Below are 21,184 nucleotides of genomic sequence, written 5' to 3' on the forward strand. Positions count from 1 at the left end.
TGAACCCCTGGGCGCCCGCTCAAAAAACAACCCCCGGATCGCAGGGGGAGCGTAAGTAAGTTTTCAGTTCGAAGACCAAGCTGCGGCGCTGCCGAACATTTATAGATTGAACCAAAAGGCAGGTTACCATTCAAGCCGGAGCAATTCCACGCGCAGCCTCCGGAGGTTTTCCTTGCATGATTCCGAAGCCTGCTCGTCGCCTTGCTGCATCGCTTCATATAATTTTTCAAGCTCCGCGTCAAGTTCCTGTTGAAGACTCTCGAGCTGCTGCTCCGCGGACTGGCTGTCGAACAATTCGCCCATTTTCTTCATATCGACGGTAGGCCCTTTCTGAAAAATGACCCGATGCTCCATTCCGGTAATCTCCACGAGACGGATTACTTCGCCGAACAAAATATTTTCGATCAAAATCTGCCTGTCTTTGAAACGCTTAACCACCGCATGACCGCGTAAATCCCCTATCAGCTTTTCCAACCATTCCGCCAGCTTGGCGTCCCGAATAATATAGTCGCCCACCAGCTTGTATCCCTTGGCGAGACGCTGAAATTTAAGTTTAGTCAGCTTTCGCCCCGTACGCACGGATATGATAAAAATGGACTCGGTTTCGCTCCAATATAAAGAATACCCGTCTTGGATTAAATCGCGGATCAATTGTTGAATGTGCCGGCGGTCGAATCGGAGTTCCAGGTTGCAGTATTCCACCTCATAACTTTTATTCACGGCACTCCCTCCTAAAAGTTTTGTGAGCATAAACATCTGCGAGTACTCTTCGAACAAAACTTGCACCGGAAGCATACGCTTGGTTTTGTGACCGTTGGCGTCTCGAGCAAAACTCGCTGTGGAAGCATACGCTTAGTTTTGCGTTGGGCAACTGCGTATGCTCCCCGAACAAAACTGCTGCGAAAGCATACATTGTTTTTGTCAGCGGACTTCCCATTTGCACTCTTCGTACAAAACTCGCTTGACTTTTTCTTGTTCTGGTTTACCTTATCTTATACTCCATCTTATGTTATGGAACTTGGTTTATTGATTATTTTTACCCGTTTCGGGCTGGGAGTGACACATGCCTTGGGAGAATCAGACGCGCGGAGATGGAATGCGATTATGTTATACTGAAGGAAACCGATGATAAAGGATATCAATGATAGATCAAGCTGGAGGTATTAAGATGAACGCGACTTTTGCCGGATTTACGCAAGAGGATTTTCAGACGTTGACCGTTCCGGGACTCGCCCCGAGAATGGAAGCGATTATCGGAAAGGTAAGGCCGAAACTTGAAACGCTGGGAGAGACGCTTAGCCCGTTCTTGTCCGTGCTTTGCGGAGAGGAGATGTATCCTCACGTAGCCAAACATGCCCGGCGCGTCGTGAACCCGCCGAACGATACTTGGGTCGCCTGGGCGGCCAGCAAGCGGGGGTACAAGGCGCTCCCGCATTTTGAGGTGGGGATGTTTTCGACCCACTTGTTCATCATTTTCGCCGTCATTTACGAAAGCCCCAACAAGGCCGTGATTGCCCAATTTTTGGACAAACAGGCGACGAAGCTGGCCAAATCGCTGCCCGACCGTTTTTACTGGTCGCTGGATCATTTTGACCCGGGCGGAACGCTCCAAAGCGACACGGACAGCAAGCAATTGAAAGCATGGGCCGAAAAACTCCGTACCGTGAAAAAATCGGAAATTTTGTGCGGTCTTCGTCTTGAGAAGGACGATCCTCTGCTCAGCGACGGAAACAAGCTGGTTAGCGTCATTGAAGAAACGTTCACCACATTGCTGCCGTTATATAAAGGCTCTTTTTGAATTACATGCTCCGCAAAGTTCAACCTTCCCGAAACTAACGAGTCGCGGGAAGGTTTCTTTTTTTTCTGGAGAGCAGCAAATGCAGGATAAATAACAAAGCCATCACGGACGCGCTCGCCAAAAATGGGGCTGGAGGTCCGAGCAAATCCCACAGCTTGCCGGATACGATGGGTCCGACGACCATCCCGGAACCTTGAATCGTCAGGAACAACCCCCACACCGTTCCTTTCTCGCCGTCAGGCAACTGGTGCGACACCATCGTGTTCCAGGTCGGCAGAATAAACGCGTAGCTGACCCCGATCAGCATCACCAGTATCCAAATGACCGGGACGGACCGCATGACGGCAAACAATCCGATAGTGACGGCCGCCAGGGCAAATCCGATATTTAGGAACCGCCGCGTTCCGAAACGATCCACCATTTTGCCGATCGGAATCAGTCCGAGCAGCGTAATTCCGCCGCCCACGACGAGCATGGCGCTGTAAGTTTCGGGCGGTAACCCAAGCTCGGTGCGAACGTATAGTGTAATGACCGGCGTAAGCAGTCCCACGGTGAACGCCTGAAAGAACAGGGCCGGATACAAAAGTGGGCTCACATGCAAATTGTCGCGGATATGCCGGAAAGTAGCCCGCAAATTTTTGCGGAGACCTCCTTTCCAAAGGGAACTCTGAGCTGCCTTTGGCGATCGCCCCACAGCTTGTCCCGGAAAAAACTGTTGGGATTTCCCGGGCAGAAACAGGGAAACCGCCACCACCAGCGCCATGCAGCCCAGCAGAAACCAAAACAAGGGGCGGATCGAATGATTGACGAAAAAATTCATGATCACCGGACCGGAGCCGGTTCCGCCGAGACTGGACATTTGAATAACTCCCATTGCGGTACCGAATTTTTTGTTCTCTTCGGTCATCGCGGTGATGCCCATCATGACACATGGCCATAAAGGCGCCGAACCGATGCCCAGCAAAGCGCAGCCGAGTACGATGAAACCCACTGTCTGCAGGAAGGCGATCATCATCACGGCCCCGAAGGTGATGCACAGCCCAATCGTCATCGTCACGCGAAAGCCGAGCCGTTCGATCAGCCAACCGGCCGGGCTGCGAAACGCATTATCGCCGATATATTGGAGGGAAAAGGAAAGACCGATGGCAAACGCGCTGAGTTTGAGCACATCTCCCATGTACACCGGCAAAATGGCGACAAGCAGCGCCCCTTTGACGAACTCCACCAAAAACATGATGATCCATAGGCTGGCGAGCGCCTTGTTAAACCATTTTCTGCCGGCGATTCTGGTAGTTATCTCCATCTATACACTCCCTCTCCATTGTCCTTAAAGTGATTCTCTTGATCTAGTCTGTCCCTTTTTTTCGCGAACTTACACGGAATTGGAGCGAATCGGGAATTCCGCACAAAGTCTTTGCTTGCATTCCAAGCTGTTTTTGCTATACTCAATTTTGTTTGAAAATTCACCGAGAAAGGCAGGGATGGCCCCTATGGATCATCAAAGCACGCCGCTGTTCACCGCCCTTAAAAAGCACGCGGCCGGCAATCCCGTTCAATTCCACATTCCCGGGCACAAAAAAGGAATTGGAACCGATAAAGAATTTCGCGAATTTATTGGCGATAACGCCTTGTCCATCGACCTTATCAACATCGCTCCCCTGGACGATTTGCATCAGCCGAGCGGCGTCATCGAACAGGCCCAAAAGCTCGCTGCCGACGCATTCGGAGCGGACTACACCTATTTCTCGGTGCAAGGCACCAGCGGCGCCATTATGACCATGATACTATCCATTTGTTCTCCCGGTGATAAAATCATCGTGCCGAGAAATATTCATAAATCAGTCATGTCGGCGATTATTTTTGCCGGGGCCAAACCCGTGTTTGTCTCGCCGGCGCAGGACCATAATCTCGGCATCGATCACGGCATCACGATCTCTTCGGTCCGTAGAGCCCTGCAGAAGCACCCGGATGCGAAAGCGGTGCTGGTGATCAACCCGACTTATTTCGGCGTGTGCGCCAATTTAAAAGAAATCGTGGACCTCGCCCACAGTTTCCATGTTCCCGTGCTTGTGGATGAAGCCCACGGCGTTCATATCCATTTCCACGAAAAGCTGCCGATGTCCGCGATGCAGGCCGGCGCCGATATGGCGGCAACAAGCGTTCATAAACTGGGCGGCTCAATGACTCAGAGCTCTGTTCTGAACCTGAACACCAAAAACGGGTACGTCAACCCGCAGCGGGTTCAGACGATCATCAGCATGCTCACAACGACTTCCACTTCGTATCTGCTGCTGGCATCCCTGGACACCTCGCGCAGAAGTTTGGCGCTCCAAGGCCGCGAAATGATGGAGCAAGCTATTGAGATGGCCGAGTATGTGCGCGGCGAAGTCAATAAAATTGAAGGCTTGTATTGCTTTGGCCGCGAGATTCTCGGCGGCGAGGCGACGTTCGATCACGATCCGACGAAAATAACGATTCACGTCCGCCATTTGGGAATCACGGGCTATGAGACGGAAAACTGGCTCAGAGACCATTACAATATCGAGGTCGAGCTCAGCGATATGTACAACATTCTTTGCCTGATTACTCCGGGAGATACGCAGGAAACGGTAGAAACATTGCTGACGGCCCTGCGGGATCTTGCCCATATCTATAAAGACAACAGCGCCAACGAACTTATCGTTAAAGTGCCGGAAATTCCACATCTATCGCTGATTCCGCGCGATGCCTTTTACGCGGATACGGAAGTAATACCGTTTAAAAAATCCGCGGGCCGGATTATCGCCGAATTCATCTACGTATACCCGCCGGGAATTCCGATTTTGCTGCCGGGAGAAGTTATTTCACAGGACAACATCGATTACATCGTGGACCACGTTGAGATCGGGTTGCCCGTCAAAGGCCCGGAAGACCGTTATATCGAAAATGTCAAAGTGATCGTGGAAGCGGACCCGATATTCTAATCCGGCTTCCGTCCCTGATCAACGCAAAAAGCACCCCGGATATTCGTCCGAGGTGCTTGTTTTTTGTTTATGCTTTATTAAACCGTTTATTATAATCCGGGACTTGTCTTAGGCTTCGTCCATTTGGGAAACGAGCTGGTTATAAGCCTCTTCCACTTGTTTCCATTCTTCTTCGTCTTCAATATTATAAAGCACCATTTCTTCGTTCTCTTCTTCCATACGGAGAATGATGCCGTCCGCTTCCGGATTGTTCCGTTCCAGCAGCAGCGCATATACCTTTTCACCTACGTCGAACGTTTCGACAAGAACCATCTCTACGTCATTGCCTTGTTCGTCGGTCAGCGTCAACACAAACTCTTCATGCTCATGATCGTGATCATGGTCATGTCCGCAGCCACAAGCTTCACCATGCTCGTGATGGTGATGATGGTCGTGGTCATGTCCGCATGCGCATGCTTCACCGTGTTCGTGATTATGATCGCTCATTGAAATACCTCGCTTTAAAGTGGTTTAATGGGTTGTAACCTGTCGGTCCTCTCGTATCGTATCATTTTTGCCCGGGATCGGTCAATTTACGAGTTTTTTCCGGTTATTTCAGCACATTGATCCCTTTTTTCGAGACCAATACAAAGTCGGTGCTGCTGGAGGACTGCATGTAGAAACCAACGGTGTATTTGCCCACCGTTTTAAAATCATAGGTGTAATCGTTCGTACGGAACCAGAAGTGATCCTGCTGATCCTTAATATCGGCCGTTTGAATGACCTTCTCGGAGCCGTCAGGCGCCGTAATGGACACGCGAACCGCAGAGATATTCGTTTTCAATTCGTCAATTTGCGCTAACACGCTGAACTTGATTTTGGCTGTTTCCTTCACGTCTCCGAACATTTTATCGTCCGTCTGCCACAGGGACAGATGTACGTTCGGTTTATAATATTTTACCGTTTTAGAGGCATCATCATACTCAACCAATCCGTCAAGATTGCGAACAGGAACGTAAGTCTTACCATCAACCACGTACCCGCCGTCTTCTATTTCGCTACCATTTAATAAGAATTTAACCTTCTGGGAAGCCGCGTCGGCGAATAGCAAGGAACCGCCCATCAGAGAGAAAGCAACAACGAGTAATGCAACTCTTCTCCATTTCATGTAATGAACCCCTCCATATGATTCATGTTGATGTAAAATTATACTCTAACGAGGAGTCCAAGTTGCGGTCTTCTCTACGAATAATGGCATTTTTTTTGAGATCCCGCGCTAGTTGCTTTCGTTTCCGGGACAAATCGTGTACATTTAGGGTAAAAAGCGGATCTTTGCAAGGAGGATGAAGTTAACGTGGCACTTATGCTTCGGATGCTGGGAACGGGCGGAGCTTTCGCCAAAAAGTACTTTAACAATAACGCACTCTTATCGTCGGAGGATTTTACGCTGCTGATCGATTGCGGAATTACGGCTCCGCTTTCGCTTCATCAATTGGGACAACCGCTCGAAGAGATCGATGCCATCCTCGTTACGCACACTCACGCCGATCATGTCGGCGGGCTCGAGGAACTGGCTTTCCGCATGAAATACGTCGTGGGCCGAAAGCCGATTCTTTATGTTCCCGAAAAACTGGCTGGGCCGCTGTGGGAAAATACATTAAAGGGCGGACTTTCACAGGACGGCATCGCCTCTTTGGAAGACGCCTTCGAGGTCCGGCTCTTGAAGGAAGGTGCGGCTACCCCATTGTCGCGGAGCTTGAAGGCGGAGATCATGGAGACGCCACATATTCGGGGTAAGCTTAGCTACTCGCTATATATTAACGATGATATCTTTTACAGCGCGGACATGAAATTCCAGCCTGAGTTGCTGGCCAAATTGGTCACGGAACGGGGCTGCCGCAAAATTTTGCACGAAGTCCAGCTGACCGGGCCCGGTGAAGTACATACAACGCTTCAGGAGCTGCTGTCCCTGCCTCCCGAAATTCGCAGCCTGATCTCCTTAATGCATTACGGGGACGAGATGGAATCATTCATCGGGGCCACCGGGGAAATGGATTTTCTGCGGCAGCATCAAATTTATACGGTTTAGTTGAAATTGAAAAAAACACCCTCTCGAATGTTAAAATTCAAGAGGGTGTTTGGTTTTACCGATAGAGGCCTTCGGTTGCGTGCGACTTAGTCAAAACTTGGCAAGGCGTCGAGGTTGTTGGTCGGATCTCCGTCGGCGTCGCCGCGGATATGCATTTCCCCGTCTCTTCCTTTAAATAGGTTTACGCCGGCAATAGCCCCCGCTTTGACTTCCTTCAGCGCCTGCTCATAATCGAGGACGCGGCCGCTGGAGGTTTTAAAAGCTTCCAGGTCGCCATCGCCATTTTTGCGGACGGCGATAAACGTTTCTCTTGTATTCAAGGCCATCGTATATCACATCTCCTTAGCTTGGGATATGTGTATAGCGTGCCCTGATTTTCAGAAAACCATTTATTTAGGCTTTCAGCGGTTTTTCCATCCGCACATGCGGAATACCGGCATCGTCGAACGGCTCGGCGGAAATCGTGGTATAGCCCAGCTTAGCGTAAAACCGTTCGGCGTGACACTGCGCGTCCAATACCGATTTCGTCAGGCCAAGTTCGCGTCCCAGCTCTTCCAGGGCGAGCAGCAGTATTTTGCCGATCCCCTGCGACCGAAACGTTTGGCGAACCGCAATCCGCTGCATTTTGGCCGAGTTATCTTTGTAATAAATCAATCTTCCCGTTGCCGCATAAGCCCCATCTATTTCAATCAGGAGATGATGAACATCCGGCCCGATTGTGTCGTACTCGTCAATTTCCAGTTCAATCGGCACCTTCTGTTCCTCCACAAAAACTTCCTTGCGGATCTCCAGACAACGCTTTAAATACTCGTCCGTTTTCACCGGAATGATTGTTGCTGCTGCCATAAATTTCCCTCCCAGGATGACCGAAACCTAATGTTCGCTAATTGCATTATTATACAAAATTTTTGATATCATGTATAGTTCGATATGATATATGCAATCTTGGCGAACTGGAAAATCGGAGGGTGAGATAAAGCTTCAATGGTTGCGGCTAACGCAGCAAACGTGGTGTCAGACGTTGCCGTTATATTCTAATCCAGCGGGACCATGCTTTCTTTGGAATAAACGTCTTTCGTAATGGTCGGGGAGTACACGTCGTCGGAAACCGATGTTCCGAAACTCCATGGGAAGCTCCGCGTTTGCCGGTTCATCGTCTCCTGAATGGATTCCAGGCTGCAAGCGCTGAGAAGCGCCAATGTCAGAAAGCTGACGGCAACGGTGGTTAACACGGCGACAAACGACGTCGTAAATCCGGTCTCTCCACTTCCGGAAACCCCGTTTCTTTTTGAGCTATGACGATTCAAAGCTTTGAAAAACTGCATCATTTCAATTCCTTTCTGCACCGATCTGAAGTTATTCCATTGATGTCCCAACCCGCCGCCTTTTATACAAAAAAAGTTGACAGAAGCCTGCCATCTTGATATGATAAATTTTGTCTTCACTATAATCTGATCTGCTAGCTCAGCTGGGAGAGCACCATCTTGACAGGGTGGGGGTCAGAGGTTCGAGCCCTCTGCAGATCATAAGAAAGAACCCTTACGTTGTAAGGGTTCTTTGCTTTTTCTATACTTCATAAGTAAAGATAAAAAGGCATTCTACCTGGAAGTTAAAATATAAGTTGAGCAGTATCACATTAAAGTTCTCAAAAAGGAGACAAAATACAATGAATAATACCCATTCATCAAAAGTGCTTGGTCAATTCTTAAAATCAAGAAGAGAACGCCTACAACCGGAAAAAGTCGGAATCACAGAGACAACTAGACGAAGGACGCCTGGCTTACGCAGAGAAGAAGTCGCTTATATGGCTAATGTGAGCACTACTTATTATACATGGTTGGAGCAGGGACGGGATGTTAAGCCCTCCGAAGAAATTTTACGGAATATTGGAAAGGCTCTGCAATTGAATAAAGATGAGCTCATGCACCTAATCGATCTATCGGAGCTTGGCAGCTTGCGCTCCCAAGAAGATATTGATGAAGATGAGGAAGAAGACAGTACTTCTTTGTATTCAGCTGTGGAACAGCTTAGCTATCCATCCTTTATTATAAACGACAGCACAGAAGTATTAGCTTGGAACAAAGCAGCGGAGATGGTTATCTCTGACTTCAATGCATGGCTTAAAGAAGAACGCTATATGTTGAATATTATTTTTTCTGATGAAAAAATCAGGGAGCAAATGGTAAACCGTGATGAATTTATCTCGTACAGTGTGGCGGTATTTCGCGGGGTATGCGATCGTCACCCGGATCATCCGGAGTACCTCGAGAGAGCCGGATGGCTATGCGAGAAATATGCAGAATTCAAATCATTATGGGAGCAGCATGACGTAGAGCAGAAGAAGATTACCTGTGGAATTTTTCAACACCCGGAGGTTGGCTTATTGGAATTTCAAGCACATTCTTTATCCGTTGACGGCAATCCAACTTTACACTGGAGTATATATACGCCTGCTAGCGTAGAAACGGAGGAAAAGTTAATGTCACTGCTAGCATAAAACACATGAACTTTAAAATAGTCATTTTTACAGAGTCCATGAAACGTACAGGCTGAAATCCAGCTTCGACATTGTTCATGGATTCTTTTGTATATAAATCCTGGGCAGGCATCATTTCTATTAATAGAATGCTCAATTATAAAGTGGTAATTATATTACTAGCATAAACATACTGCGGCTAACCTCCATAACCGTCGCTATAATTAGTAGCAGCGACAAAAAGGAGGAATTCTTATGAAAACATGGTTTATTACTGGAGCGAATGGCGGATTGGCATATCCAATGCTGGAGGTATTGCTTGAGAGAGGAGATCGTGTTGCCGCTACAGTGCGCAAACCGCAAGCACTCGATGAATTGCAGAAAAAGTATGGTCTAAATTTATGGCGGACAACGCTTGATTTAACGGAACCACAATCTATTAAACAGGCTGTGAACCGAGCGATAGAAGATCTCGGAACCATTGATATTTTAGTAAACAATGCCGGATATGGAATGTATGGGGCTGTGGAGGAAGCGAGTGACGATCAAATCGAGCACTTGTTTCAAACTAATTTTTTGGGATCGCTGCGAGTCGCCCGCGCTTTTATGCCCTATTTCAGAGCCCTAGGCAAAGGCCATATTGTTCAAATTGCAAGCATGGTCGGACAAATCTCCGGTCCGGGTTTAGGATTGTACAGTGCTTCCAAATGGGCGGTTGAAGGAGCTTTTGAGGCGCTTGCCAAAGAAGCGGCTCCATTTAATATTAAGCTCACAATGATAGAACCCGGCGGAATTCGAACTGGATTTTTTTCCGCAAATGGCGTAATTGAACAAGAATTGGAGGCATACCACGATCAACCCGCCAGGGAATTCATTAGATATTACAGTACCAAAGAAGGCATAGATACGCTCCTCGGCGATCCGCAGAAGATGGCAAAAGTCATCATTCAACGTGTTGACGAAGGAAATGGCCCTTTGCGTTTAGCTTTGGGCAGCGATGCTTATGAGGAAATAAAGGCAGCTCTAACGTCAAGGCTGGCAGATTTGGAAGCACAAAAAGAATTGTCCTATTCTACCGATGTCTGAACACCGTGCAACGGATCCAGTACCTACCGTCCGCTCCAATTGGCATGTACAAACCATTATTGAATCTCGCCGCTAATTTCAAGCTCCAGAATATCGCTATACCAATCACGGGCAGGCTCAGTACTTCATACGGGAACAAAGACGGTGCCGATTGGGTTCAAAATGGGCGATTGCATGTTCTTATTTCCCCAATAACGAAGTTAATGCCGGCGAGTGACGTCGAAATTAAAGCCCTAACGGATCGTATAACCCTTATTTTTGAAATTTGAATCATGCGAGCAGTTTAACGGACTCAGATGATCTTATTTCGCCGATTAGCAGGCTTTTGCTGCCGATTTAGCCGAAATAACGACTTTTGAGTCCGTTAGGTTTGAAATGGGGCTATTTTGCGCGAAAATAAGGTGTCTACGATTCGTTAGAGTCTGCCATGGAAACAGGCTTATGCGGCTGTGCCGTACACTGGGCTCCATGTTCTCTTCTCGCATAGTTCACCATGGTAACATGGTTAATGCCTGCGAGCTTCCATCCCGAGCACTTCATGCAACACGCGATTCCCCTAACCGCTGCCACATACCCGCGCATAACGATCAAAAAGCTCAATAGTCCGCCCAGTTCGCCACTTGCCCTCACTGCGACTTACGCCGCAAACGAGCGAATATGCGCGATCATCGTGTCCAGTCCCGCAATCAGCGGGCCGGGCTCACGGCGGACCTGGGACAGCAGCAGCCCTCCCTGCAGAGCGGTCAGCAGTGCCAGGGCCAAACGGTCGGGTTCCGCTTCGGGTCGCAGGACTCCTCGTTCATGCATGAGGCGAAGCCCTTTGCGAAGCTCCTCCTCCCATTTGGCAAAGCAGGAGGCGAGCTCAAAGCGAGCTTCCGGCTCTTTTTCTGACAGCTCGCTGGCCAAAGAACCGATCGGACAACCGCCCAGGAAATGCTGCTTGCTCTGGCTCTCGACGATGGCGTCCCTCCATGCCTCAAGCGCTTCAAAACTGTCGAAATGGTCGAAGAACGACTGCTGCCCCCCAAGTACCGTATCGGACTGATAATCAATAACCGCTAAGACTAACTCCCTCTTTTCTTTAAAATAGTGGTACAGCTGCGAAGCGCTCACCTTCGCCGCCTTTTGCACATCCTCCACGCTTGTTCCGGAAACGCCCCGCCCCAGGATCAGCTCTGCGGCCGCGGCCACGATGCGGCCGCGCGTTTCTTTTCCCTTATTGGTCAATTTAGCCGTATTGGCTTTGGTTTTGGTTTCGATTGAATTGTTCATACGCACATCATAACAAAAATGGAGTTGACAATCCAGAATTTTACCCATATGATGGAATCGCGGGTAGGAATGGAGTAAACGCTCCAAAAAAATATATCAAAAAACGCGGCGGATGCCAGCAATCTCCAACACGTATTGGGGCATCCACAGAGCGCAAAGGAGAGATTTTCATGTCTTTAAACGAAGTTATGGAAGCGGAGAAACAACAATTCATCGCCAACACGCCGGCTGAGGTTCACGGCGAAATGTTTCGGATGATCCGGGAGCAGCAAGAATCGGGCATCGCCTATGGTTTACGGGAAGGAGACAAAGCGAAGGATTTTAACCTGGTCAATCCGTTAGGGGAACCCGTCAATTTATATGATGAGCTCGCCAAAGGCCCGGTGGTCTTAACTTTTTACCGCGGGGGCTGGTGTCCTTACTGCAATATGCAGATGCGGGCCTATGAGAAGATTTTGCCGGAGATCCAGGCGCTTGGCGGCCAACTGATCGCCATCAGTCCGCAAAGCCCCGACAACACGCTGTCCCAGAAGGAAAAAGAAAGCTTGAGCTTCCAAGTGCTCAGCGATACGAACGGCTTGGTTGCAGCCAAATACAATATTCTGTTTGACGTGCCGGAGTACATACGGGATCTGACTCAAAACCTGCTCGGTATTGATCTGGCGGAGTACAACGCAACCGACCGCTGGATTCTTCCCATTCCTTCCACCTTCATGATCGACGAAAGCGGCATTATCCGTTCGGCGTATGTCCAACCCGATTTTATGAAACGTCAAGAGCCGCATGAAATTCTGGCTCAGTTGAGAAAATTGTGAGGCCCACCCCTAAGGTTTAACATATGGAAAGGGACAACCCGCCGCCATTAAAAATGGCCTCCAGGTTGTCCCTTTGTACTTCTAGATGCTGCCCAAATCACTTCCGCGGATATTCCACCCGGTACCTGGCCGAGTCGACCCATTCGCCCCGGGCGAAGTCTCGCCCCTTGACCTCAACGCGGTCTTCGTAAATTTCAACGTAATATCCTTGGCTTCCGTCCTTATGTTCATCGGCATCGGTCCACAAATAAGCGACCGAAGCGGCATTAAACATGGCCGGTAACCTGCCCTCGCTGCCAAAATAATTATTCGGCGCTTCCATCTCCCAATGGGTGTGGCCGGTAAACAAAATCGCCTGCGGATGTTTGGCAAGCACGGCTCTCAGCTCTTCATCCTCGGTCACGCCGTACCATTCCTGCGCTTCGTACGAACCTGCCGTCGTATTTTTGAGCGGCTGATGCAGGAATACGAAGACAGGGTGATCCGGTGAGCTTTGTTCTCCAAGCTTGGCATCCAGCCAATCAAGCTGCTTCTTCGAAAGCGAACAGAAAATCCGCAGCCCTTTTTCAGTTCCCAAGAAAATAAAATGATAACCCGATATCCAGTGGTCATGGTACGCTCCCGGCATTCCCGTGGCATTCAGGAAATTTCCCAAGCGGTCTTCCCAGTTGCCCAGGGCCACGTCGTGATTGCCTGTCGTGAATCGGATCTCCGGCAGTTTGTCCTTATGCTTGTCCCATAGGATTCTCCACTGCTCGTACTCTCCGGGAAAACCATGGTCGGTCACATCGCCGACATGCATAATTCCGGCACTTCCCGTCGCCATGGCGGCAATATCCATTAAAGCCCGGTCGAGGTTTATGTTATGCGTATGCTCCGAATCAACGGTTACGTGGGTATCCGTAATGACCTGGAAGGAAAACAACGGTTTCTGTCCCGGGTCCTTCCTTTGTCCATCAAATACCATCGTTCCTCTAGCCCCCCTTGCTGCTCATATTCAAACCGATCACGCCGACCACGATCACGGCGATCCAGGCCATTGAAGCCAGCGTTAATTTTTCTTCAAATACAAGGACTCCCGCGAGTGAAATCAAAATGATGCCGATTCCCGACCATACCGCATAAACGGTGCTGACCTTCATGTATCCCAGCGAGTAATTGAGAAACGTGAAGCTGGCTCCGTAGCAAACAAACATCAGCACGGAAGGGACTAACCGGGTAAAGCTATCCGACAGCTTCATCGACACCGTGCCGGAAAACTCCAGCACAATCGCCAGAGCCAAGAATAACCAACCCATCCCTCTTCCACCTTCCATTACGGGCTTGTTCGAACGCCCAACTCTTTGTAAGACGCGATGACATAATCCGCTTTGGACAGCATCGCTTCTTCGAGCCCTTTCTGCGGGTCGATACCAATCGCCACCGCGGCACCGGCGGACTTGGCCATAATCATATCCCCATTGGTATCGCCGATGACTGCGGTTTGCGACGGCTCAACCGAAAGCGTTCCGCAGGCGAGCTCGACCATATCCGGGAACGGTTTGCCCCGTCCCACTTGATCAGCGCCGACGCAGACGGAGAAATAAGAGCGGATACCAAGCCACTCCAACTGCTTTTCGGCCGCCTCCGTTTCGTCGGAAGTGACCATTCCCAAAGCGATTCCGCTTGCAAGGCATTGCTCAAGGAATGAAAGAGCATGGGGGAGCAAACGCACCAGCTTCGACTCCTCCACCGCCGCATCCGCTTTATAGCGGCATTTCTCCGCCAGCAGCTTGGCTTCCGCCCAGGACAACCCGCGGCTGTAGCCTTCCCAAGCAAGCAAGGTCAGCAGCTCGCCAACGGTTCCCATGGAAAGCGGGCCGTTACAGTTATAACCGGTAATGGTCCCGTCGGTGGCAAACCGGATGCCCCAATCGATCAAAAGGTTGTCATCGAGGGGGGACAGCTTGCGCTTAACGAGTTCCTCAGAGAAGCGGGCGAGCAGCAGCTCGCCCCAGCGTCCCCAAGTATAAATAAAATCAATCAGCGTACCGTCTTTGTCGAATAAAACCGCCCGAATTTCATAGCTGCGTCCGGAGGACATTATAAACTGCGGCATGGAAGGCACCTTTACTTCATGGCATCCAGCGCGCGCTGTGCGGTTTCCTTCGCTTCCTTCAGCGCTTCAGCCGCCGGAACGTTGCTGATTTGCACTTTGTCGGCAGCGATCTTGAGCGCGTCGGTGATTTTGCCGCCGGTTGGATCCTGGAACGGCTCCGAAGCATGCGTAGCCTGTTTAAGCGGAATCGTTGCTTGCGGATTTATTTCACTGTACGCTACAAAGTCAGGGTTATCCAAAGCAGATTGACGAACGGCAATGTAACCCGTATTCATCGACCAGAACGCCGTATTTTCCGAGTTCATAAAGAAGGTGAACCACTTGACGGCCGCTTGCTGCTGTTCAGGGCTTGCTTTGGCCGGAATCCCTGCCATAATAGCTTGCGCTACCGGTTTGCCTTCGCCAACGCCTTCCCAGCCCGGCTGTTCCATGGCGGCTACAACGTTAAAGTCCAAATCGCCTTGGTCGCCGCTCGATCCGGTGTATCCGGCAGCTTGACCTTTCATCACATCGTCAATCGTTTTGTACCAATACTCCCAGCCTTGTCCACCCGAGTGAATGCGCATCGTTTTGTCTTCAAAAATCCATTTGCGGAACATATCCCAGGTGTCGACCCATTCTTTCGAGTCGATCGTAACGGTTTTGCCGTCGTCGCTCAGGATTTTGCCGCCTTTGCCGTAAACGGCGTCGATCATGTTGTCGGCTCCCCACATCGGCTCCCAGCCGTAGAACGTCGTATTGCCGCCTGCTTTGACTGTCATTTTTTCCGCAGCTTTACCGAGGGCTTCCCAAGTGGTCAGATCTTCCGGTTTGATGCCCGCTTTCTCAAGCGCGTCCTTGCGGTAGTACATGACCTGCGTCGTGCCGTACATCGGCAGGAAGTACTGTTTGCCGTCAACTTTGCCCTGCTGAAGGAAGGTTTGAACGACGTCGTCCGCGTTGAAATCCGGAACTCCGGCAAGAAGCTCATCCAGGGGAGCGTAGTATCCTTTGCGAGCCCATTCAACGTTCGATGAGAGCACAGCGGCGGGAACGGTACCGGACGCGATGGCGGCTTGCAGCTTTTGCTCGGTTTCCGTGTAATCGGCTTGCACAACCGGTTTAACGATGACCTCTTGCTGGGAAGCGTTGAACTTATCGATCAGCGTCTTCATGTTGTCGCCCAGCTTACCGCCAAGCCCGTACCAAAACTCAATCGTTACCGGTTCCGCCGGCTTAGTTGTGTTAGCACCGGCATTCGCGCTGGTATTAGTAGAAGCGCTTCCTTCGGCGGAAGCTTGATCCGCATTATTTCCGGCAGCGCCGCCAGCATTGTTGCCGCATGCCGAGATCAGCAAAAACGTGCATACGAGAAGCAAACTTACAAACGAATTCCTCAATTTTTTCATGGTTTTTCCCTCCACTTTTGATTTAAATGATCAACCTTTTTAAAAATCAACCTTTACTTGCACCTGCGGTTAAATTGACGCTTTGCATGACCGTTTTTTGCGTCAGCACGAACAGCACCAGCAGCGGAGCGATCGTGAAGGCGCTGGCAGCCATAATGAGCGGCCACTTCAGACCGTAAGCACCCCCTTCCACGAAAAAGCTGCGTAATCCCGCCGATACGAGCTGTAAATTTTGACTCTTGGTGATAAGCATCGGCCAGAAATAGTTGTTATACTGTTCAATGAAGGTAATCAGCCCAAGCACGGCGAAAGAAGACCGTGTGAGCGGAAGCAAAATGGTCCACAAAATCCGAAAATGCGATGCGCCGTCCATTTGCCCGGCTTCGATCAGTTCATGCGAAACCTGCAGAAATGCCTGGCGGATCAGGAAGATCGAAAACACGCTTACGCAGTTGGATAAGATCAGTCCGGCATAAGAGTCGAGAAGTCCGAACTTGCCCAGTGTTATGTAGCCGGGAAGATAAACCGCCGTGCTCGGAATCATATAGCCGACCAGCACAAGCGCGGTAAAAAAGCCCTTGAGCCGAAATTTCATGTGGGTTATCGCATACGCCATCATCCCGGAGTTGATGATCTGCAAAACGACGATACTAGAAGCGACAAAGATGCTGTTCAGCATGTATCTCTCAAACGGAGCCGCCACCCAAGCTTCGGCAAATTGGCCCCATTTCGGGGACTCCGGCCATAAAGTCGGCGGAAACTTCCAGATCTCGTCGTTGCTTTTCAGTGCGCTGGTTGCCATCCAGTAGAAGGGAAACGCCATCAGCAGAGAAGCGATGGCAAGCAGCAGATGCCTCAGCAGAGCGCCGGCCTTTTTTGTACCTGACATAAACGGATTGCTCCCCTTTCCTTTTCCTTAGGAGTAATGGACTGTGCGGCGTCCGACCCAAAACGACATCAATGATAGAACAACACAGCCGATGATCAGCGTAATGGCCACGGACGAAGCCTCTCCGATCTGAAACGCCTCGAAAGCGGATTGATAATAGAGGTACAGAAGAGTTCGCGTCGAACCGGCGGGTCCTCCCTGGGTCAGCACATTAATCTGGTCATAAGCCTGCAGCGCCTGGATCAATTGAACCACGATCAAGAAAAAGGTTGTCGGCGAAATCAGCGGCAGCGTGACCTTCATAAATTTACGCCAACGGTTTGCACCGTCGAGTTCGGCCGCTTCGAGCAGATCGGCGGGCACGTTTTGCAAGGCGACCAGGTAAAAAATCATGGCCCATCCGGCGTATTTCCAGATCGTAACGAGCAAGATCGCCACCAGTGCCCAGGTCGAATCCTCCAGCCAGCGGACACCGCCAAGCCCGATGGCCCGAAGCAAGGAGTTGGCAAGTCCAACCTCCGGCTCGAAAATCCATGACCACACGATGGATACCGCGACCGTCGGAGTCACCCACGGAGAAAACATCAGCGTCCGGTACCAAGCGCCGCCCTTAACCTTCCGGTTCATGAGCAGCGCGAGTGCCATCCCGAGAATGACGATCGGCAGCACGCTTCCCAGGCAAAACAAAATGGAAACGCGCAGCGATTGATAAAAGGCCGGATCGGCGAACAAATCGCGATAGTTTTGCAATCCGACAAAAAGCTTGTCAGGGCTCATGAAATCCCATTCCATAAAGCTGAGGTAGATGACATAAGCCAACGGAAAAAACCAGAATACCGATAACGGAATCATGGCCGGCAGAGTGAACAGCAGCGCTTTCGCGTCATCGGCCCAGCGAGATCGTTTCATGTGTCCTCCTTTTTATTGCGTTCAATATTTTTTTATTATTTGCTATAATAACAGTAAATCCAAGCTATTCAACTTGTCTGTTCAATAAATATTGTACGTTCATTTTTGAGAGAAAGGGTTATCTCCACATGAACTGACCATTAATTTTGTGTAAATTTTGATGAATTGGGATCAATGGATATTAGGAGGAAGATAGATGTGAAAAAGGCGACTTCGGGGAAAATGAGGGACCCGTTAAACTTTCGAGAGGAGCTTCGGGTTAAGGTCATCGATGCAATTGCCCAGACCATGGACCTGTATGGCGTCAATTATTCGTACGGGCAGCTGTACGGAATCATGTTTTTTGAAGATCGTCCGATGACGCTCGAGGAAATGCAGCAAAGCATGAACATGAGCAAAAGCAATATGAGCTATGCCGTTCGCGCCCTCGTCGATTCCAAAATGGTGAAGAAGCTTGATGAAAAAGAAGAACGCAAGGATCTCTATGCTGCGGAGACCGATTTCTTTAAGGCCTTCCAGGCGTTTTTCGCCACAAAGCTCCAGCGTGAGATCGACGTCATGCGGGGAGCGGTGGACGAAGTCCTGCCCATGTTGTCGGAGACGATCCTGGAGATTGGCACCTCGGAAGAAGAACGCCAGCTTTGCCTGGAGGATCTTCACAAGCTTAGGCATGCGGTGAGGTACTACGAATGGCTGCAGCAGTTTGTCGACGGACTGGCTGACGGAACCTATTTTGAAAATAACGGAAACGAAGAAGACCCCCAATAAGTTTTGGGAGTCTTTTTTTACATCGGATAAAATGAAAAAACGAAAGCCAAAATAAACAAATACTGTTCAAGTCTCAAATCATGGAGGAGCTTACCAACGATGTTGAAATCGAAAATTGGCATGGCGCTGATCCTAACCATGGCTGCCGCACTGGTTCCGGACCACGCAGAGGCGATTCCCGTCTCCCATATGAAGGAACGCAGCTATTACGAGGAACGCGGGGATATCGTTTGGGAGGTACCGACGCAGGAAAAGTACATTGCGTTTACGTTTGACGACGGCCCTGATGAAAAGCAAACTTTGGAGATTTTGAAAATTCTCGAGGAAAACCAGGCTCAAGCGACTTTTTTCGTCATCGGCGACCGGGTGAAAACCAATCCTGAAATCGTCAGACTGGAACTGTCAAAGGGGCACGAAGTCGGCAACCATTCGTATCACCATCCCTCTTTTCACAACTTGTCTCCAAGTGTCGTTCGGGATGAAATGGATCAAACCCAGCAAGCCATCTTTGAAGCCACCGGCAGAAAAGCGGCCTTGTTTCGTCCTCCGGGCGGCGTGTATAACGATCGCATCATCCAGCTCTCCAAGGATCATCAGATGCAGATGGTTCTCTGGTCTTGGCATCAGGATACAAAAGACTGGACTTCTCCAGGCGTAAACCGGATCGTTCAAAAGGTACTGAAAAACACCCGCAACGGAGACATCGTTCTTATGCATGACTTCGTCTACAACAGTTCGCAAACCGCACGGGCGCTCAGCATTATTTTGCCGGAATTGAAAAAGCGGGGTTATTCCTTTGTGACCGTCTCCGAATTGTTATCCCACAAAGTAACGCCGAACAGCCACATTAAAGCGAGTCACTAGGACAAGCATAATACAAACCGAAAAAGGAGAAAAAAAGATGGATAAAAGCACCGGACGGGGTGCCGGAGTTGATCCTATTCCGGTTCCCGGCAATGATCATTACGCCACCGAAAAACTTGACGATATCGTCGGCAGTCTGATGGACAATGCCGAAGCGGAAATCTCCGGTAAAGACGAAGACAAGGATGAGGAAAAGGAGTAAAAAGAAACCCCGGGCCAACTCATCGTGGTCTGGGGTTTCTTTTTTAAGGCTTTCCGATGGGGTAGCGGCTCCGGTTAGTGCGCCGTCCAGCCGCCATCGGCTGTAAGCACTGCGCCGTTTACGAAGCTGGATTCGCCCGACGCCAGAAACAAAGCGGCGTAAGCGATCTCTTCCGCCTCTCCCATGGGAGGCGTGCCTGCCCTGCCGATAGCTTCAAGCCCCAGCGGATTCGGCTCGGATCGTCGCGTTGATGCCGGTTTTGACGCCTCCCGGCGCGATCGTATTGGCGCGGATTCCTTGCGTGCCGTACACAGCGGCGATATTTTTCGTAAGCCCGATCAAAGCGTGCTTGGAGGCCACATAAGCGGCGCCTCCTCTTGCGCCGAACATTCCGCCCACCGACGAGTTGTTGACGATCACGCCGCGCCCCTGCTTCAGCATCACGGGCAGCGCCGCACGGGAAGCGTAAAACGGTCCGGTCAGATTGACGCCAAGGACACGTTCCCATTGTTCATTCGTCAGCTCCGCCACCGGAACAAAGTTGTCCATAATACCCGCGTTATTGACCAAAATATCCAGCGAGCCGTAAGTCTGCACCGCTTTGTCGATCAACGATTGGACATCCCTTTCCTTGGCCACGTCGATTTTCACGCCGATGGCTTCCCCGCCGGACTTTTGAATAAAAGCCACTACCTCGTTGACTTGGTCCTCATGGATATCCGCCGCCACGACTTTGGCGCCTTCTTTGGCGAACAAAACGGCCATCGCCGCTCCCATGCCGGATCCCGCCCCCGTAATTACCGAAACTCTACTCTCAAGTCTCATCGCTTACCTCCTTGGACACTAGCAGCACAAAAACTGCATTAAAATTAATTATTTTAATTTTTTATATTTGTGATTTAAATCACATGTCATGTGAAAAATATCACTTATAATAAAGACATCAAAGGTGATCATCCTAAAAAAACAAAAGCAGTTAAAACCAAAGGAGTGGTAATCATGTTTAACAATTTCCTCAGAACGAATAAAGTGGCAATGTGGCTCCTCACCGTAATCCGGATTTACGTTGGCTACCAATGGATCGATGCAGGCTGGCACAAGGTAACCGGAGGATTTGACGCATCGGGCTTCCTGAAAGGCGCCATCGCGAATAGCACGGGCGATCATCCCGCCGTTCAAGCCTGGTGGGCAAGCTTCCTGCAGCATGCGGCATTGCCGAACGTAAGCTTCTTCAACGTCTTGGTTCCTTTCGGCGAACTTCTTGTAGGTATCGGTTTGATCCTTGGAACATTCACCACCTTCGCCGCCTTGATGGGGCTGGTGATGAACGCCGCTTACCTCTTCTCGGGAACCGTAAGCACCAACGCCCAACTTCTGCTGCTTGAAGTTCTGGTCATCGTTGCCGCCGCCAATGCCGGAAAAATCGGACTTGATTACTATCTTCTCCCTTACCTGCGCAAAGTATTCCGCGGCAAAGCGGACAAAACGACAACGATTCCGACTCCAAAACAACCAAAACCGATGAATGCCTAATTAGCCATACTGTACGGACTGAAGCCATACTGTATAGAAATAGATTGAAAAAGGG

24 protein-coding genes, 1 tRNA gene and 1 pseudogene are annotated in these 21,184 nt (G+C 50.0%); 11 read left to right on the forward strand and 15 right to left on the reverse strand.

Going from position 1 to position 21,184, the window contains the following annotated elements; translation table 11 throughout:
- Window positions 1-123 precede the first annotated feature (123 nt).
- Window positions 124-720, reverse strand: a complete 597-nt coding sequence (locus ACI48K_RS03755) for a hypothetical protein (RefSeq protein WP_475026292.1) — start codon at window positions 718-720, stop codon at window positions 124-126.
- A 448-nt stretch (window positions 721-1,168) separates the two neighbouring features.
- On the opposite strand from ACI48K_RS03755, the gene ACI48K_RS03760 reads away from it, so the two are divergent.
- On the forward strand, window positions 1,169-1,798 hold the full coding sequence (locus tag ACI48K_RS03760; protein WP_475026294.1) for a YktB family protein: 630 nt from the start codon (window positions 1,169-1,171) through the stop codon (window positions 1,796-1,798).
- A gap of 34 nt (window positions 1,799-1,832) precedes the next feature.
- On the opposite strand, the gene ACI48K_RS03765 is transcribed toward ACI48K_RS03760, so the two are convergent.
- Window positions 1,833-3,101 (reverse strand): MFS transporter, encoded by a 1,269-nt coding sequence (locus ACI48K_RS03765; RefSeq protein ID WP_475026296.1) that lies wholly within the window; start codon window positions 3,099-3,101, stop codon window positions 1,833-1,835.
- Between the two features lie 187 nt (window positions 3,102-3,288).
- Here ACI48K_RS03765 and ACI48K_RS03770 point away from each other — a divergent pair, with 187 nt between their 5' ends.
- The gene (locus tag ACI48K_RS03770) at window positions 3,289-4,761 is read left to right on the forward strand and encodes an aminotransferase class I/II-fold pyridoxal phosphate-dependent enzyme (protein WP_475026298.1); all 1,473 of its coding nucleotides are present in this window, start codon (window positions 3,289-3,291) and stop codon (window positions 4,759-4,761) included.
- Window positions 4,762-4,869: 108 nt separating this feature from the next.
- Here ACI48K_RS03770 and ACI48K_RS03775 read toward each other — a convergent pair whose 3' ends face one another.
- The gene (locus ACI48K_RS03775; RefSeq protein WP_475026300.1) at window positions 4,870-5,247 is read right to left on the reverse strand and encodes a DUF1292 domain-containing protein; all 378 of its coding nucleotides are present in this window, start codon (window positions 5,245-5,247) and stop codon (window positions 4,870-4,872) included.
- 103 nt (window positions 5,248-5,350) lie between these two features.
- Window positions 5,351-5,908 (reverse strand): copper amine oxidase, encoded by a 558-nt coding sequence (locus tag ACI48K_RS03780; RefSeq protein ID WP_475026302.1) that lies wholly within the window; start codon window positions 5,906-5,908, stop codon window positions 5,351-5,353.
- 186 nt (window positions 5,909-6,094) lie between these two features.
- On the opposite strand from ACI48K_RS03780, the gene ACI48K_RS03785 reads away from it, so the two are divergent.
- Complete coding sequence (locus tag ACI48K_RS03785) at window positions 6,095-6,829, forward strand: MBL fold metallo-hydrolase (protein ID WP_475026304.1); 735 nt, start codon at window positions 6,095-6,097, stop codon at window positions 6,827-6,829.
- Between the two features lie 86 nt (window positions 6,830-6,915).
- On the opposite strand, the gene ACI48K_RS03790 is transcribed toward ACI48K_RS03785, so the two are convergent.
- The 3 genes from ACI48K_RS03790 to ACI48K_RS03800 form a co-directional block, all read right to left on the reverse strand.
- On the reverse strand, window positions 6,916-7,155 hold the full coding sequence (locus tag ACI48K_RS03790) for a DUF3892 domain-containing protein (RefSeq protein WP_475026306.1): 240 nt from the start codon (window positions 7,153-7,155) through the stop codon (window positions 6,916-6,918).
- Between the two features lie 67 nt (window positions 7,156-7,222).
- Window positions 7,223-7,675, reverse strand: coding sequence for a GNAT family N-acetyltransferase (locus tag ACI48K_RS03795; RefSeq protein WP_475026308.1), 453 nt, complete (start codon window positions 7,673-7,675; stop codon window positions 7,223-7,225).
- Window positions 7,676-7,863: 188 nt separating this feature from the next.
- A complete protein-coding gene (locus tag ACI48K_RS03800; RefSeq protein ID WP_475026309.1) occupies window positions 7,864-8,205 on the reverse strand; it encodes a hypothetical protein in 342 nt (113 codons plus the stop codon).
- A 77-nt stretch (window positions 8,206-8,282) separates the two neighbouring features.
- On the opposite strand from ACI48K_RS03800, the gene ACI48K_RS03805 reads away from it, so the two are divergent.
- The 3 genes from ACI48K_RS03805 to ACI48K_RS03815 all read left to right on the forward strand — a co-directional run bounded on the left by ACI48K_RS03805 (window position 8,283) and on the right by ACI48K_RS03815 (window position 10,391).
- A tRNA-Val gene (locus ACI48K_RS03805) sits at window positions 8,283-8,355 on the forward strand.
- A 140-nt stretch (window positions 8,356-8,495) separates the two neighbouring features.
- Entirely contained in the window at window positions 8,496-9,326 is an 831-nt protein-coding gene (locus ACI48K_RS03810; RefSeq protein WP_475026310.1) for a helix-turn-helix transcriptional regulator, read from the forward strand.
- A 234-nt stretch (window positions 9,327-9,560) separates the two neighbouring features.
- Window positions 9,561-10,391: an SDR family oxidoreductase gene (locus ACI48K_RS03815; protein WP_475026311.1), complete on the forward strand. Its 831-nt coding sequence runs from the start codon at window positions 9,561-9,563 to the stop codon at window positions 10,389-10,391.
- Window positions 10,392-11,027: 636 nt separating this feature from the next.
- Here the strand turns inward: ACI48K_RS03815 and ACI48K_RS03820 are convergent.
- Window positions 11,028-11,663 carry a TetR/AcrR family transcriptional regulator gene (locus ACI48K_RS03820; protein ID WP_475026313.1) on the reverse strand — a complete coding sequence of 212 codons (636 nt, stop codon included), beginning with the start codon at window positions 11,661-11,663 and terminating at the stop codon, window positions 11,028-11,030.
- Window positions 11,664-11,833: 170 nt separating this feature from the next.
- On the opposite strand from ACI48K_RS03820, the gene ACI48K_RS03825 reads away from it, so the two are divergent.
- A complete protein-coding gene (locus ACI48K_RS03825; protein ID WP_475026314.1) occupies window positions 11,834-12,478 on the forward strand; it encodes a peroxiredoxin-like family protein in 645 nt (214 codons plus the stop codon).
- 97 nt (window positions 12,479-12,575) lie between these two features.
- Here the strand turns inward: ACI48K_RS03825 and ACI48K_RS03830 are convergent, their stop codons facing one another.
- Genes ACI48K_RS03830 through ACI48K_RS03855 form a run of 6 tightly spaced genes read right to left on the reverse strand, consistent with a single transcriptional unit; the run spans window position 12,576 to window position 17,762 of the window.
- Window positions 12,576-13,445 (reverse strand): metallophosphoesterase family protein, encoded by an 870-nt coding sequence (locus ACI48K_RS03830; RefSeq protein WP_475026315.1) that lies wholly within the window; start codon window positions 13,443-13,445, stop codon window positions 12,576-12,578.
- A 7-nt stretch (window positions 13,446-13,452) separates the two neighbouring features.
- On the reverse strand, window positions 13,453-13,776 hold the full coding sequence (locus tag ACI48K_RS03835) for a DMT family transporter (RefSeq protein WP_475026316.1): 324 nt from the start codon (window positions 13,774-13,776) through the stop codon (window positions 13,453-13,455).
- Window positions 13,777-13,793: 17 nt separating this feature from the next.
- Window positions 13,794-14,576: an HAD family hydrolase gene (locus ACI48K_RS03840; RefSeq protein ID WP_475026317.1), complete on the reverse strand. Its 783-nt coding sequence runs from the start codon at window positions 14,574-14,576 to the stop codon at window positions 13,794-13,796.
- Between the two features lie 11 nt (window positions 14,577-14,587).
- Window positions 14,588-15,964, reverse strand: a complete 1,377-nt coding sequence (locus ACI48K_RS03845) for an ABC transporter substrate-binding protein (protein WP_475026319.1) — start codon at window positions 15,962-15,964, stop codon at window positions 14,588-14,590.
- A gap of 46 nt (window positions 15,965-16,010) precedes the next feature.
- The gene (locus tag ACI48K_RS03850) at window positions 16,011-16,853 is read right to left on the reverse strand and encodes a carbohydrate ABC transporter permease (RefSeq protein ID WP_475026320.1); all 843 of its coding nucleotides are present in this window, start codon (window positions 16,851-16,853) and stop codon (window positions 16,011-16,013) included.
- Window positions 16,854-16,880: 27 nt separating this feature from the next.
- Window positions 16,881-17,762 (reverse strand): carbohydrate ABC transporter permease, encoded by an 882-nt coding sequence (locus tag ACI48K_RS03855; RefSeq protein ID WP_475026321.1) that lies wholly within the window; start codon window positions 17,760-17,762, stop codon window positions 16,881-16,883.
- Window positions 17,763-17,984: 222 nt separating this feature from the next.
- Between ACI48K_RS03855 and ACI48K_RS03860 the strand changes: the two genes are divergently transcribed.
- From ACI48K_RS03860 to ACI48K_RS03870, 3 genes are all read left to right on the forward strand, one after another.
- A complete protein-coding gene (locus ACI48K_RS03860) occupies window positions 17,985-18,530 on the forward strand; it encodes a GbsR/MarR family transcriptional regulator (RefSeq protein WP_475026373.1) in 546 nt (181 codons plus the stop codon).
- A 99-nt stretch (window positions 18,531-18,629) separates the two neighbouring features.
- Window positions 18,630-19,394, forward strand: coding sequence for a polysaccharide deacetylase family protein (locus tag ACI48K_RS03865; RefSeq protein ID WP_475026322.1), 765 nt, complete (start codon window positions 18,630-18,632; stop codon window positions 19,392-19,394).
- 37 nt (window positions 19,395-19,431) lie between these two features.
- The gene (locus ACI48K_RS03870) at window positions 19,432-19,596 is read left to right on the forward strand and encodes a hypothetical protein (RefSeq protein ID WP_475026324.1); all 165 of its coding nucleotides are present in this window, start codon (window positions 19,432-19,434) and stop codon (window positions 19,594-19,596) included.
- A 74-nt stretch (window positions 19,597-19,670) separates the two neighbouring features.
- Here the strand turns inward: ACI48K_RS03870 and ACI48K_RS03875 are convergent.
- Window positions 19,671-20,421, reverse strand: a pseudogene (locus tag ACI48K_RS03875) (glucose 1-dehydrogenase).
- A gap of 174 nt (window positions 20,422-20,595) precedes the next feature.
- Between ACI48K_RS03875 and ACI48K_RS03880 the strand changes: the two are divergent.
- A complete protein-coding gene (locus tag ACI48K_RS03880) occupies window positions 20,596-21,129 on the forward strand; it encodes a DoxX family protein (RefSeq protein ID WP_475026325.1) in 534 nt (177 codons plus the stop codon).
- Window positions 21,130-21,184 lie beyond the last annotated feature (55 nt).

The organism is Paenibacillus terrisolis (genome assembly GCF_056171975.1).